This is a genomic window from Anabaena sp. UHCC 0451, assembly GCF_034931405.1.
In the GTDB taxonomy this organism is placed as follows: Bacteria; Cyanobacteriota; Cyanobacteriia; order Cyanobacteriales; family Nostocaceae; genus RDYJ01.
Genome location: NZ_JAYGHA010000030.1, coordinates 1 through 13,963, shown reverse-complemented (window position 1 = coordinate 13,963; position 13,963 = coordinate 1). Strand labels below are relative to the sequence as shown.

Here is a 13,963-nt window from a genome sequence, read left to right as displayed (position 1 = left end):
ATTGGGGCGATCGCTTTATCTATTGGCGCTACAGTTGTTACTCGTAATCACAAAGATTTTACTTAAGATGCAATTTGCAATGTGTTAGGTTCAGGGATTGATTCACCTTCTGCTTCCCAAGCTTCTAGGTACATTTCAATTACTTCTTCCCCATTTTTAATTGCTTCGTCACGAGTTTTTCCGTGAGTACAAGGCATGATCACAAGATGGCTAAATTCGGGAATTGTAACTAGGAAAAGTTGGTCTTCCTTTGACCATTGAATAATCATACTGTATTGACTCATTAATTTTGCTCCTCTCCTAATTCTTCCAGTTCAGTTAATAACTTTGCTAATTGCTTTTCTAGGTATGGTGGAACATCATCTCCATCTTTACCTGGAATTGTTAATGTTTTCCTCAGTAAAGGATGTTTCCATCTCTCATGACTGCCTTTCCCACGCTTTGGTAGATACACAAACCCTTTACGTGCTATCTCGGCTTTTAGCTCCCAAATTTTTCTGGGCATTGATTTTTTCTACTTCTTTATATGAATAAATGCTAGTTCTTCATTTTGTAACTCTTCTACTAATTCATTCAAACCCATATCAACTAATTCTTGGGTGAGAATAGTTTCATCTGTGCCTATAAACTGTCGTCCTATAAGAGACTTCTCACCAGCCAAACTAGGTTGTTCACCCAGTATAGATAGAGAGCCAACAAGTGCTAAACAACAACCAATAATATAATTTCCAATATAGAGAGTTACAAAAAAAATAATTGCCGCCTTAGCACCATGTTGATACCCTGGTGGTTCAACTGAAAAGAGAAGATTTACTGATTCAACATTTCCAGATAGTGCTTGATAGAGTAATTGGATATTATCAGATTTCCTAAAACTTCTTATCAATTCTTCAATATTGATCAGCACTTCATTCTCTGGAATATCCATTTTTCTGCATATTTCTATAGCCATTTCTGCAAGCTCATGAACTCTACTCCAGTTATATGCTGGGTCATTAAAAATGCTTGGATCAAATAACGACTGAGGCAAATCTTCTAAACTAAAACTCAAAGTAGGGTATGAACTTGAAATCTCAGACTTCATTTCTACTATAATGGGACTGGATGATTTTTCAAGTATAGTCATAACCTGAAGAAAGTTTTTTAATTCCTTCAGGGAACTACCTTCGGCGTAAGAGCGAATCGAAAAATTTATGTTTTGATTTGATTCAATAATAAATTCAAAAAACCTAGATTCTACTCTAAGTTTTATACGTTCTTTTGGAATGAATTCATTAAAGGGAGAGATATATAATTTCGCAGGAAAAGATATGCCCGGAGAGAATTGATACTCTTTGAATTTTAATTCTGCTTCTAGTGGTTCGCTTTGAAGGGATAAAATTCCTCCATTTCGCTCTATGTAAGGAGTTTTAGACAAAATTCCAAATCTTTTATCATGGATAGTTGAGTTACCTAGATCAAGTTCTTTGCGAATTCCTAAAGACAAATCTAAAATATCTCTAATAGGATCATCACTAGCTAAAGTGAAATTGAACTGATATCTACCATCTTCAAATCCGAGAGTTTTTAATAGCTGATTTTTATTCTCAATATACTTTTCCATACCCTCTGGAATATGTTTCTCAATTTCACTTTTCAAACTTTTTCCAGTTATATCTGCCAAACGATCAGCATCTCCATAACTTATATAAAGGTGTTTCTTATTTAGCTGATCCCCCTTCCCTTCATTTTCTAGCTCTCTAATTCTCTTTAAAGTTTTCTCAATTATCTCCTTTCCGACATGAACTAAATAGATAGCTTGCGGTTCAGGTTTTCCATCAAATTCAATAAAGCAATAAAAAGTTGGTATTTTTGCCTTAATAAGTCTATGTAAATTAGATAGAGTGATTGATTCTCGTTTCCTTTGCTTATCCGTTGATTTCACTTGAATTTTGCACTCTAATGGTGCTGGAAATATATCTTGAGGAGAAAGATTATCCTGCTTCCACGGAAATTCTATAAAGAAATCCCATCCTGTTCTATCCATTTGAGATTGGGATTTATGAACTGTCAATCCTCCAACCTCAAGACACAATCCTTCAAATTTATTTTCTCCTAATGGTCCTAAATCTCTGTCTTGCATATCTTGATTTTCCTAAAGAACAGCGTAATACTAGAACATATAAAGTACATTGTAACTAGTTATTTTTAATAATAGCAAATTGCCAGAAATTTAGGTATTACCTCAATTATCTATTATGAGCTATACTTACACTCATGATAGACTAAAGTAAAACAAGCTAAAAATTCTCTCAACTATGTTAACTGCTACTAACATTGGTACATTAATAACTTGTTCTCCTGATGTGGGTAATGGTCGTCCCATGATTGCAGGGACTAGAACCTCTGTAAGTCGGGTAGTTGTGCTTTACAAACAAGGTGCAAATGCTGAAGAAATTACCCGTCGAATCAGTCACCTAAACCTTGCCCAAGTTTATGCAGCTTTAGCTTACTACCACGCTAACCGTGATCAGATAGAAAATGAGTTAGCACAAGCAGAGGCTGAATACTGGAGTTTGGCAACTTTACACAGCCAGAAAGATAAAAAAGAAGATGAATAAGATCCAGCTTTATATTGATGAAGATTCTATGGATGAAGATTTTGTTCAAGCTTTGCGTTCCCGCAATGTAGATGTATTAACAGTTGCAGATGTGGGAATGTTGTACAAATCCGATCCAGAACAGCTAACTTGGGCTAAGGAAAACAACCGAGTTATATTTAGTTTTAACGCCAGAGACTTTTACCAGATTCATACGACTTTACTGGAACAAGGGTTGTCTCATGCGGGCATAATTTTAGCACCACAACAACGATATGGAATTGGTGAATTAATGCGCGGGGTTTTGCGATTGATTAATACCAAATCAGCGGAAGATATGCAGGGACAAGTAGAATTTTTAAGCAACTGGGTTTATTAATTATGCCAGTTTTGATAGTAAATTCAAGTATCCATGATGAGCGATCGCTTTAGGGAACAAAAAGCCGACCTACTCCCAAATAATTATCAATATCTAATACAATCTCAACGAGACGATCAGCACATTGTTCTCTATAATCATACTCATCCATTCGAGCCAGATTACCGATTGTAATCACAGGAAAAGAAATTGGTGTATTCTCTTCACGCATGACTTGTTCAAGAGAGTCTTCACCTTTCATATTGCGATTGGCTGTGAGGATCATCATTTGGTTTGCTTGAGCATAATGCCAAATAATTCTATCGCTAGTATCCATAGATAATTCAACTTCTCTAAAGGTTACAAAACGAATAGATATTAACTCCAGCCAACCGCGTTTTGCTAAGATACCCAGGAGAAGAAGGGCATATCCATCAAGATTGTAGTCAACCAAAAATATCATAACTTTACTGAGGCGCGTTGTGCTTTTTGCTCCTCCAGTTTAGCCCAAAGAGCTTCTTTTTCAGGCTGGCGCGGTTTGGCTGCAATTTGGGCAAAATGTTTATGGTTTCTTTCTTCCCAGTATTGATGAATTTCTTCTCTAGTTTGCAATACTTCTTGATACTCAAGTTCTACCTGAGTCTGATGTTTCTCAATGTAGGATAAAGCTGTATTTATTTGATGATCTGTAAGATGGAATTTATCTCGGATTAATTTTGGTGGATACTGAGCTTTCACCAAGTCCATGACATCATAAATAGTGATGCGTGTACCAGTAATAGTTAGTCCCCGCTCAGTACGAATAATAGTAGGTTTTTCACTTAATGATGGATTCATATTCTCATTCCTGTGAACAATAACTTTATTGTTAATACTAGCAAATTTCTCAAAGTGTAGGTATTGCTGCAAGTATCCATGATGAGCGCGATCGCCAATCATCAAACCTAACAACTAAACTCAATTAAGGAACTGCTAATTGATACAATTGCTTTGTACCCAAAGGAGTGATCACCACAGCTTCTACTTTGCGATTTTGGGGTAAAGGAACAGTAATATCAAATCTGCCACGAGGATCAATGTTTAGGCGTTGTTGAGATATCATCAACAGATTCACCGGATCAACAGTACCAACAATTTTTACTTGGTTGTTATTAGCTAAAAGTTGCAGGATGTTTAAACGAGTATCTTCTCGTAAAGGAACAGCAACCGAAGGTGGTTCTCCGGGAATAGTCAGATTTTGGAAACCAGCATTTACTAACACTGTTTGTCCTTGAGCAGTAGTAGCGACACTACCCTTTTGAGTACCAACTCCCGTTTTGCCGTTATCCTGGACACTCACACCAAACTCAGTCCCCCGTACCCCAGCCACACCAGCAGGAGTGCTAATTTCTACACGGGATGTATCATGAGTTAATCGGCGAATTTGCAGACGGACTTGGCCTGATTTAACTTGAAGTTGTGTAATTCTTTGACCTCCTGGTCCTACCTCAAGTTTATTAACAGTGACAATTGTATTTTCAGCAATATTAATAAAGCCAGTACCTATATCCATTGCTAAAACTGCACTAGCACCTTGTTTAGTCGTGATTGTATCCCCAACTGATTGCAAGCGCATTCCGCTGTTAGCTGGTTGAGATTTCTGTTTGCTGGAATATATCACTTGTCCAATGGGACGACGTACCTCTAAGTAGCGATTGATTTTTACCCTTAGTGGATCTGCGGAGGAGGCATGAACAGTAGTGATTAAACCTACTAGAACAAAAATAAAGTGACAAACCCACCAATTTTTCATAGATAACACCCCTGTTAATGCTTAACTTTTAACGAAAATAGACAACTCGCGCATCTAGTCCGTGGGATTTTAACAAATAAGACCAGCATTCCGCTTGAAACCGATTTGCATATCCTCCAACATAGACATAAGCACCAAGCCTGTGCTGTGCTAAAAATGCGTCAGCAACATAGCTCCGCACCAAGTTTAATAATTGATTTGAATTACCAGGAACAACAACTATATAAGGACGTTCTGATACCTTGCCAATGACAATCGCATTGCTTTGACGGACATTATTCATGGATTGTGTAACTATGGGCAATCCTGGTGAACTGCAAGGAGGTAGCTGAGTCCAAGCCTGAGATGATAGAGCTTCCCAAACTATAGCTGTGATTATGCCTGTAATCAGATATCTATTCACTATACTCACCAAATGATCATTATTTTCTCTGATTCAATACCTTGTTCAAATTGGAAAAGCCTTGATTTGTAGGTTGGGTTGAAGCATGAAACCCAACAAATGCGTTGGGTTGCGCTGTCGCTTAACCCAACAAAGCAGAAAATGGACAAGGTATTGTGATTGAAAAAGAATTGTGATAGCAACTGATGATAAAATCTAGAGACAGAAAGACTTTTAACTCTGCCAGATGTTAATAATAGTTTCATATTTTAAAAATATGCCAATTAGATGTGATTTACTAGCTGTTTATTTATTTACCACATTTTTGATTATTTAATTTAATTGGCCTGTGCAAATGAATCTTTCCATCCAGTAATAGAATAAATCATTGTTAATTGTTGCCTGCCACGCAGCTGTATCTGTTCTACTTTTTGGGTATCAAAATAATGTTTAATCAATTGAAAGGTAGTTTCACTAACTAAGATACTATAAGGATTTCCCTCTTGAACGTGTTTATTAAGTTGTTCTAAACGCGCTGCAATATTAACAGCATCTCCCAATACAGAATAATTTAATCGTTGAGAGCCGCCAATGCTACCAGCGACTAATAAACCTGTATGAATGCCAATACCGATATTAATTTTAGGTTTACCTAAACTGTCTAATTCTTGATTTAATGATATTAATCTTTTCTGCATAGAGATTGCCGCAGAGACGGCAGCAATGGCATCTTGTTGAATTTCCTCTGATTGGGTGTGGGGAAAAGGAATACCAAAAACAGCCATGACAGCATCACCAATGTATTTATCAATAACGCCATGATGTTCTTGAACGCAATCAGCCATAGCACCCAGATAGGAATTTAACCAGTTTAGTAAATCTCGTGGTTTCATACCTTCAGAAATAGTGGTAAAACTGCGGATGTCGCTAAACAATACCGTTGCTACCATTTCCTGTGCGTCTAGCTCACCGTTTTGGAAAATTTCGGTGCGATGATTCCAGATTAAGTCTGCTGTTTCTTGGGAAACGTGACGAGCAAACAAATTCATCAATTGTTGTTTTTCTTTTTGTTCCTGCCACTGCACACTTAAAGCAGCTAAGAAAATAGTCCCGATGGGAGCAACTGTAGGCAACCAGAGATTAAAAATTGCTAGGGCTAGGACTGATAAACTAAACCAAGTCAGAGGTAATAATCCTAGCAGCAGAGTGCGTTGGGATAATTTTCCAGGAATTAGTATCAAACTCGTAGCGATGCCAATGCTGAATAATAATAGAAGTTCCAGGTGCTGGGGTAATTTTTGCAGAAATCGCTGGTTGAGTAAATTATCAATAGTTGCAGCGTGTAGATAGATACCAGATGTAGGTGGTGTTTGCTCAAAAGGAGTTTTTAAGGGGTCATTTGCACCAGTAGCTGTTAATCCTACCAGAATAATTTTGTTTTTGAGTTTGGCTGTATTTATTTTTTTCTGAATAACATCAATAAAGGAATAGGTGGGGATTTGGTGAGTTGGTGCTATCCAGTTAATCAATGCCGATTGTAGTTTAACTCCTGATTGCACAGCTGGGATCATAGCGAGGGATTTATTGGCGTTGTTGGTATTTGGGGTAAAAGTTTGCTGCAAGCTATTGTTGTATGCTGTAACTAACTGAATGCTCAAGGAGGGAAATTGATTGATGTAGAGGTAGGATTGACGGGTAACTCCATCTATATCGGCATTGCTAACAATGTGACCTTTAGCGGTGACATTATCTAAATCGGGGACTGGACGCAGGGTTTGTTGCTGTAAGCTGGGGGCAATGGCTAGGACTACCTGACCATTAATTTCCATTGCTTCAGCTAGTGCGACATCATTATTAGTCGGTTCAGTAAAGAGAATATCAAAGCCGATGGCTGCGGGTGAGGAAGCGGCGAGAGTTTCTAATAATTGAGTATAGCGATCGCGTGACAGAGGAAATTGCCCATATTCACGTAAAGTTATATCATCAATAGCAATCACAGCAATACGTTGATCCCAAGTAGCATGAGGTAAATAGTTGCGGGTATTGAACAGTATATTAAATCCTAGTAATTCTAGGGTAGTCCAAGCGCCTATTTGCCATAATCCCATGGAGAATAGGGCAGTCCAGATGTAAGGATTTAGTAGATGCTGTTTGAGATGCGGGAGTTTCAGATATTTGTGAAAATCTCGCCCAGATTCTCCCCAAGCTTTAAATGTCATTTTTAAGATCAAGGTGATTAGATACTGAATGTAGAGGAGGCGATCGCAACTTTGCTGATTATCTTAAACTAAATGCAGCCTCAAAACCTAAAATAATTTCATGTTCCTACTCTTGTAACATACCGTGAATTTACGCCAATTAATTCCAATTTTTGATAATTCTGTTTCTAGCTGGGCTTTAGAAGCGCGGTTATTACGCTGGTTAACCTTATTATGGCTGTTTGTCGGCTTAGTTGTACTTTTTTCTGCATCCTATGTTGTTGCGGAGGATCGTCAGGGTGATGGAATGTATTATTTCAAGCGTCAAATTATTTGGGTATTAGTTTCACTCATACTATTCAACATCATTGTCAATCTTCCTCTACGGAAAATTTTAGGAGTATCTCATTGGTTTTTAATACTGTTTTTATTGTTAATTTTCGTCACTCTCATTCCCGGCTTAGGAAAGAAAGCTTTTGATGCAGCCCGATGGATAGCTTTAGGGCCTATTCCTATTCAACCATCGGAATTAATTAAACCCTTTTTAGTATTACAAAGTGCCAGACTTTTTGGTAATTGGGAAAGATTAAATTGGGAGATTCGTATTTCTTGGTTGGCTGTATTTGGTCTGGTACTATTAGGAATTCTCGCCCAACCTAATTTAAGTACAACGGCACTTTGTGGGATGACAATTTGGTTAATCGCACTAGCGGCTGGACTGCCATACAAATACTTGGGAGGAACAGCTATTGGTGGAGTTTTATTAGCACTACTGAGCATTAGTATTAAAGAATATCAACGCCGACGGGTGATGTCTTTTCTCAATCCTTGGGCTGATGCTACAGGAGATGGCTATCAGTTAGTACAAAGTTTACTAGCTGTAGGTTCAGGTCAAACTTGGGGTGTAGGTTTTGGACTTTCTCAACAAAAACTATTTTATCTCCCCATTCAAGATACTGATTTTATCTTTGCAGTTTTCGCGGAAGAATTTGGTTTTGTGGGGAGTATATTACTGTTGCTAATCTTAGCAATGTTCACTACTTTAGGTTTCATTGTCGCCATGAAGGCCAAAAATATCATCCATAGATTAGTAGCAATTGGTATTACTGTTGTGATGATTGGACAATCGTTATTACATATTGGTGTGGCTACGGGGGCTTTGCCAACTACAGGTTTACCCTTACCCATGTTTAGTTATGGTGGTAATTCCATGATTGCTAGTTTAGTGGCTGCTGGATTATTAATTAGGGTAGCCAGAGAAAGTAGCGAAGCTGAGGTTGTACCCTTACGAACTAATAAACTAGAGCATAGAAATAGAAGAGTTTAGGTAAAATTAATGAAGAACTAGTACAAAAATACTATAAATCTTCATTAATCTACGGAAAAATCCCAATAAATATTGATCTTCTAGTGATCAAATATTTATTCAGGAATAGAAGGGTTTAACATTTCTACAACAGAATGAGGGATTTGACTTGTAGTTTGTGGTAAATAAAGATTACGTCCAGGAGTGGCTGACATTGGGATATTTTCTTGTTTAAAACGTTCTTGAATCATTTGGATAACATCTTCATGAACTCCCCAAAAATCATCGGTTTTAGTCCAACCACTCACACCAATAGAAAAATAATATTCTTCCACAGACCAGAGAAATTTACCAGGTTGAGGATCTTGGAGAATTTTCGGATGTGATTTAATGATTTCCACTAGCAATTTTTGCACTTTTACTAAATCTTCATTCATACCAATTCGCAACCAAATACATACTTTACGGATTTCTGTATGAGTAAGATTTTCGATCATTCCCCCCCAAACATTATTATTGGGTATTAAATACATCTGCCCTGCAAAACCTTTAATTTTAGTGCTGGCTAGAGAGATAGAATCAACATAACCCCAAATACCATCAAGTTTGACTTCATCACCAATATCAAAGGGTTTATTAAACATAATCATCAAACCACTGGCAAAATTACCCAAATTGCTTTGCAGGGCAAAAGCTAAGACGAAACTCGCACCCCCAAGCAAGGCTAAAATTGGACCAAGGCTGACTTCTAGTGCTGTTAACGCTAACAAAACACCGACAACAATACCGCCACGCTTGACAACCATGACAATAAACTGACGTAATAGTTCTGAGCCACCGTCAAACTGTTTCAGAGATTTATTAATTACATTTCCTAGTACCTGAGAAACAACTACAGAAACAGCAACAATACCTACAAACTTACCAATATTGATTGCCCAACGCACACCGCCTTCTCCTGATTTTACCCAACTTATCAACCGAACTCCCGCACCTTCAGCGTCTTTTAAGTCAACTGCAACTATGCTGATGGCTTCGATATATTGTTGATAAGCTTTAGGATCTCCACCTTTGCGTTCTAACTCTGCCAGCACAACTTTGAATCTATCAACTATAGCTGTTCTTTCTGATTGTAATTCTGTAACATTAGCCACAAGTTGATTTTTTAATTTCGCTTCTGCTTCTGCATTTTTATCTAATTGTTCTGCGGCTTTTTCAATTTTATTTCCCTTATTTTGCAGACTTTCTTTATCTTTAACCGTATCAACTGATCCTGCAACTTTTGTTGTTCCATCACCTTCTATTTTCGTGTTATCTAAAGCCGTTGCAGCTTTATTTAATTCTTGAGAAGATTTTTTAGTAGCATCTGGTTTTTTAATTCCTTCAATTTCTTCTCGTATTTCTTGGAGAGATTTTTGGGCTGCATCTAACTTTTTAGTTGCTTCTTTAAATTCTGGAGAATCTGGTACACTTTCTTTTTGTTTGCTTTGGGCTTCTTCAAAAGTTTTGATTGCTGCCTCTAATTTATCAATCTTTTTTGTAGCATCATCATAAGCAGATGAACCAGCAGTTAATTCTTCTCGTTGTTTCTTGGCTTGATCTAATGCTTCTTTAGCTTTATCTAATTCTCCTGTTTCTTTAGCTTTATCTATGGCTTCTTTTAAAGTATCATCCTTTTGAATATCTTTTTTAGCTTCCTTAGCTTCCTTAATAGATTCCTGTCCTTTTTTCAGATTTTGTTTGGCTTCTTCTAATTTTTTTGTAGCCTCTGCATATTCTGGAGAACCAGGAGTTGCAGACTTAAGTTGTTCTTCTGCTGCTTTGAGAGCTTCTTGGGATTTATCTAAGGAATCAGATGCTTCTTTCTGTTTATTAATACTTTGATTTTGCCGTTTAATAGCTATTTCTGCATTACTGATTTTTTGAACTTTATCTTTTAGTAAAATCAACCAAGCTGCTGATTCGTTTTGCAGTTCGTCTAAAGTTAATGGCTTTAGTAATAATTGCAGTTCGTCAACCGGCACAGTAGGATCTTGAGTTGTAACTGCAAATTTGGGATCTCCAGAAGGAGGTTGAACTTTCTCAGTTTTTGTTTCATCTGGAGCTTTTTCCTCTGTTCTTGCTGGTGTACCCCATAATGTAAATACACATACTACACTAGCAAGAGCTATAGCATGAAATCGGTATCGCATGAATTTTTTCCTGATTATTTACAAAAAACAGTGATCGCCCATTGAAGTGATCGCCCATTAATTTAATTAGCCCACATCATATCATCTAGTCGTAAAAATCAAAAAATTAACTCTAAATAAATTATTAAATAAATTATCATATCAATATATATCTTAACTTTTTTGGAGAATAAATGCCAAAATAGTTAAATTTTGGTTAAAAGTAAAAAAAGTGTCCCATAATACGTTATTTAGATAAAAGACATAAAAATGCTCAGAGATATACTGCTTGTCGGTAGATATCCATCTTGCAGAATTTAATTTAAGTCCATGCAAACAATTTCTAAACCCAAAACTAAAACTGCTAAACTTGCATTTACCCAAGTTCCCAAACTGGATAATTGTAGTCAGGAAACTCTACAGAATTATTTTGAAAATTCCTGGAATTTAGAAGAAACGCTTTTTCACAGTTTAATTTCATCAGACACATTTTATCTCAATCCTGATTCTTTAAGAAACAAATTAATTTTCTATCTTGGACATTCCGCAGTTTTTTATATCAACAAATTAATTCGGGTTGGTTTATTAGAAAATCGCATTAATTCCCAATTTGAAATATTATTTGAATTAGGGGTTGATCCAGAAACACCAGATGAACTAGAAAATGCAACAAAAGATATAAACTGGCCTGATGTTTCCCAAGTTTGGGAATACCGAGAAAAAGCCAAAGCCGAAATTACCAAAGTCATCAAAAATACCCCTTTAAACCTACCTATTAATCAAGAACATCCTATGTGGGCTTTATTAATGGGAATTGAACATAGTTGCATACATTTTGAAACCTCATCTATGCTGCTGCGTCAATTACCTGTGGATAAATTACAACGTCCTGAAAATTGGCATTATGCACCTACAAATGGGAAAATTCCTGATAATAAAATGCGAAAAATTCCCGGTGGTGTGGTGAAATTAGGTAAAAAAGATGATGATTTAACTTTCGGTTGGGATAGTGAATATGGTAGTTTAGAAGTTGAAGTTAAACCATTTTTAGCCAGTGAGAATTTAATCACTAATGGCGAATTTTTAGAGTTTGTCAAAGCTGGTGGTTACGAAAATCCAGATTATTGGAATCTGGAATCTTGGAGTTGGAAAGAATTATATAATGTGCAACATCCCAAATTTTGGATATTAGAAAATAATGGTAAATACCGTTATCGTGCAGTATTTGATGAGCTAGATTTACCTTTAGATTGGCCTGCGGAAGTCAATTATTATGAAGCAATTGCTTACTGTCGTTGGAAGGGTGGTAATACTCGTTTAATGACAGAAGCAGAATGGAATCAAGCCTTAATATTCTCTCAAGAAATATCTGAAGATTCTAGTTTAGAAAATAACTATAATCTGAATATTTCATTTATTTCTCCTTCTCCTGTGGGAATGTTTGCAAATAATCAAAAATCTGGACTTTCTGATTTACGTGGTAATGTTTGGGAATGGTTATCTAGTACATTTTACCCCTTACCTGGATTTAAAACCCATCATCTGTATGAAGAACAATCAGCGCCATTTTTTGATAATAAACATCAGATGATGTTAGGAGGTTCTTGGGCAACAAATGGTACAATGGCTTTACCATGTTATCGTAACTGGTTTCGTCCGTTTTTCTATCAGCACGTTGGTTTTAGAATTGCTGAAAGTTTGGATTAATTAAATACTTTTTTATTACGCAGAGTTAACTACAGAGGATTAAAAAGATGATTACTCAACCTTTAACAGTTTTAGATCACCATTATCAAGAATTGAAAGATGATGGAAAAGATGTAATTAAGGGATTAAGTCAAAATCCCAAAACTTTATCTCCTAAATATTTTTATGATGATCCTGGTTCTCTATTATTTGAAAAAATTTGTGAGTTACCAGAATATTATCCGACTCGCACGGAAGCATGGATTTTAAATCAATATGCGGATGAAATTGCGGCAATTACCAATTGTTGTGAGTTGATAGAGTTAGGAAGTGGTAGTTCTACTAAAACTCAAGCGTTATTAACTGCTTATCAAAAAATTGCTGATTCTTGTAGATATCTTCCCATTGACGTGAGTGGGGGGATTCTCAAAACTAGCGTTTTACAGTTACAGGAAAAATATCCTGATATTGCGATTCATGGTTTATTGGGAACTTATGAACAAGCGTTAGTTCATTTGGAATCTAATTATTTACAGTCGCGGATGTTGTTTTTCTTGGGAAGTTCTCTAGGGAATTTTAATCAGGAAGAATGTGATGGTTTTTTAACTCAAATTTCTCGCACTTTACAAACTGGTGATTACTTTTTATTGGGGATTGATTTACAAAAACCCAAGGATATTTTAGAAGCAGCTTATAACGATAGTCAAGGTGTAACTGCTGCTTTTAATTTGAATATGCTTTCTCATTTGAATTGGCGTTTTCAAGGTGATTTTGATATCAATTTGTTTAAACATCAAGCGATTTATAACGAGGTTGATAATCAAATTGAAATGTATTTACATTGTCAAAATAGCCATTCGGTAACTTTGGAAGCATTAGATTTGAAAGTTTACTTTGAAGCAGGAGAAAGTATCTTAACAGAAATTTCTCGGAAGTTTGATTTAACAACTATGGAAAAACAATTGCAGAGTAAAGGATTGAATACTGTGAAAACTTGGACAGATGAAAAAGGATGGTTTGGGTTGATTCTTTGCCAAGTTTAGATAATAAACTGGTATATAGGATGATCGCCTATTATCTATTATTATAAATAATATTAGTTGAAGGCGATCGCTTCCTACAAAAAGATAAAAACAAGGCTGCTCATTTTCCTCTAAAATACAACTACTAAAAAAATGAGGTTTTACCCAAAGATGTATCTAAAACTATTCATCCTCACAGGAATTGCTGTTTGTGCATCCTCCATATTTCCTAGTAATGTACAAGCTCAATCTTTAACCGCACCAAAAAGGATATTAATTGCCCAAAATTTAGGCGGAATAGTCAGAAAAATTCCCCTCACAGAAATACCAATGTCGGCAATGTCTGCTGCTAAAACAGTTACAAATGCCCAATTTAACGAAGCCAGAATTGAAATTCAATCAAAAGGTGATTTAATCTACATCCTCAGAGGGAAAAACCAACAGGGTTTTAAAGTAGAAGTACAAGGGG

Annotated in this window: 15 protein-coding genes; 6 read left to right on the top strand and 9 right to left on the bottom strand. The window is 36.3% G+C overall.

The window, feature by feature from the left end; all coding sequences use genetic code 11:
• Nucleotides 1–62 precede the first annotated feature (62 nt).
• Genes VB694_RS19360 through VB694_RS19350 form a run of 3 tightly spaced genes read right to left on the bottom strand, consistent with a single transcriptional unit; the run spans nucleotide 63 to nucleotide 2,122 of the window.
• On the bottom strand, nucleotides 63–284 hold the full coding sequence (locus VB694_RS19360; protein WP_323361964.1) for a type II toxin-antitoxin system HicB family antitoxin: 222 nt from the start codon (nucleotides 282–284) through the stop codon (nucleotides 63–65).
• Nucleotides 284–505, bottom strand: coding sequence for a type II toxin-antitoxin system HicA family toxin (locus VB694_RS19355; protein WP_323361963.1), 222 nt, complete (start codon nucleotides 503–505; stop codon nucleotides 284–286). Before VB694_RS19355 ends, VB694_RS19360 begins: the two co-directional genes overlap by 1 nt.
• 9 nt (nucleotides 506–514) lie before the next feature.
• On the bottom strand, nucleotides 515–2,122 hold the full coding sequence (locus VB694_RS19350) for a hypothetical protein (protein WP_323361962.1): 1,608 nt from the start codon (nucleotides 2,120–2,122) through the stop codon (nucleotides 515–517).
• Between the two features lie 175 nt (nucleotides 2,123–2,297).
• On the opposite strand from VB694_RS19350, the gene VB694_RS19345 reads away from it, so the two are divergent.
• Together VB694_RS19345 and VB694_RS19340 are read left to right on the top strand one after the other, a co-directional pair.
• On the top strand, nucleotides 2,298–2,600 hold the full coding sequence (locus VB694_RS19345) for a DUF433 domain-containing protein (protein ID WP_323361961.1): 303 nt from the start codon (nucleotides 2,298–2,300) through the stop codon (nucleotides 2,598–2,600).
• On the top strand, nucleotides 2,593–2,958 hold the full coding sequence (locus VB694_RS19340; RefSeq protein WP_323361960.1) for a DUF5615 family PIN-like protein: 366 nt from the start codon (nucleotides 2,593–2,595) through the stop codon (nucleotides 2,956–2,958). Before VB694_RS19345 ends, VB694_RS19340 begins: the two co-directional genes overlap by 8 nt.
• A 49-nt stretch (nucleotides 2,959–3,007) precedes the next feature.
• Here VB694_RS19340 and VB694_RS19335 read toward each other — a convergent pair whose 3' ends face one another.
• The 5 genes from VB694_RS19335 to VB694_RS19315 all read right to left on the bottom strand — a co-directional run bounded on the left by VB694_RS19335 (nucleotide 3,008) and on the right by VB694_RS19315 (nucleotide 7,330).
• Nucleotides 3,008–3,400 (bottom strand): ACP S-malonyltransferase, encoded by a 393-nt coding sequence (locus VB694_RS19335; RefSeq protein WP_323361959.1) that lies wholly within the window; start codon nucleotides 3,398–3,400, stop codon nucleotides 3,008–3,010.
• Nucleotides 3,397–3,774: a DUF433 domain-containing protein gene (locus VB694_RS19330; protein WP_323361958.1), complete on the bottom strand. Its 378-nt coding sequence runs from the start codon at nucleotides 3,772–3,774 to the stop codon at nucleotides 3,397–3,399. The genes VB694_RS19335 and VB694_RS19330 overlap by 4 nt, the downstream gene beginning before the upstream one ends.
• Before the next feature lie 124 nt (nucleotides 3,775–3,898).
• Nucleotides 3,899–4,729: a FecR family protein gene (locus VB694_RS19325; protein WP_323361957.1), complete on the bottom strand. Its 831-nt coding sequence runs from the start codon at nucleotides 4,727–4,729 to the stop codon at nucleotides 3,899–3,901.
• 28 nt (nucleotides 4,730–4,757) lie between these two features.
• Nucleotides 4,758–5,132 carry a hypothetical protein gene (locus VB694_RS19320; protein WP_323361956.1) on the bottom strand — a complete coding sequence of 125 codons (375 nt, stop codon included), beginning with the start codon at nucleotides 5,130–5,132 and terminating at the stop codon, nucleotides 4,758–4,760.
• A 317-nt stretch (nucleotides 5,133–5,449) separates the two neighbouring features.
• On the bottom strand, nucleotides 5,450–7,330 hold the full coding sequence (locus VB694_RS19315) for an adenylate/guanylate cyclase domain-containing protein (protein WP_323361955.1): 1,881 nt from the start codon (nucleotides 7,328–7,330) through the stop codon (nucleotides 5,450–5,452).
• Between the two features lie 124 nt (nucleotides 7,331–7,454).
• Here VB694_RS19315 and VB694_RS19310 point away from each other — a divergent pair, with 124 nt between their 5' ends.
• Complete coding sequence (locus tag VB694_RS19310) at nucleotides 7,455–8,636, top strand: FtsW/RodA/SpoVE family cell cycle protein (protein ID WP_323361954.1); 1,182 nt, start codon at nucleotides 7,455–7,457, stop codon at nucleotides 8,634–8,636.
• Between the two features lie 95 nt (nucleotides 8,637–8,731).
• On the opposite strand, the gene VB694_RS19305 is transcribed toward VB694_RS19310, so the two are convergent.
• Complete coding sequence (locus tag VB694_RS19305; RefSeq protein WP_323361953.1) at nucleotides 8,732–10,807, bottom strand: mechanosensitive ion channel family protein; 2,076 nt, start codon at nucleotides 10,805–10,807, stop codon at nucleotides 8,732–8,734.
• Nucleotides 10,808–11,116: 309 nt separating this feature from the next.
• Between VB694_RS19305 and ovoA the strand changes: the two genes are divergently transcribed.
• The 3 genes from ovoA to VB694_RS19290 all read left to right on the top strand — a co-directional run.
• The gene (ovoA, locus tag VB694_RS19300; RefSeq protein WP_323361952.1) at nucleotides 11,117–12,493 is read left to right on the top strand and encodes a 5-histidylcysteine sulfoxide synthase; all 1,377 of its coding nucleotides are present in this window, start codon (nucleotides 11,117–11,119) and stop codon (nucleotides 12,491–12,493) included.
• 47 nt (nucleotides 12,494–12,540) lie between these two features.
• On the top strand, nucleotides 12,541–13,515 hold the full coding sequence (gene egtD, locus VB694_RS19295) for an L-histidine N(alpha)-methyltransferase (RefSeq protein WP_323361951.1): 975 nt from the start codon (nucleotides 12,541–12,543) through the stop codon (nucleotides 13,513–13,515).
• A gap of 150 nt (nucleotides 13,516–13,665) precedes the next feature.
• A partial coding sequence (locus VB694_RS19290; RefSeq protein ID WP_323361950.1) for a hypothetical protein occupies nucleotides 13,666–13,963 on the top strand: 298 nt, incomplete at its 3' end.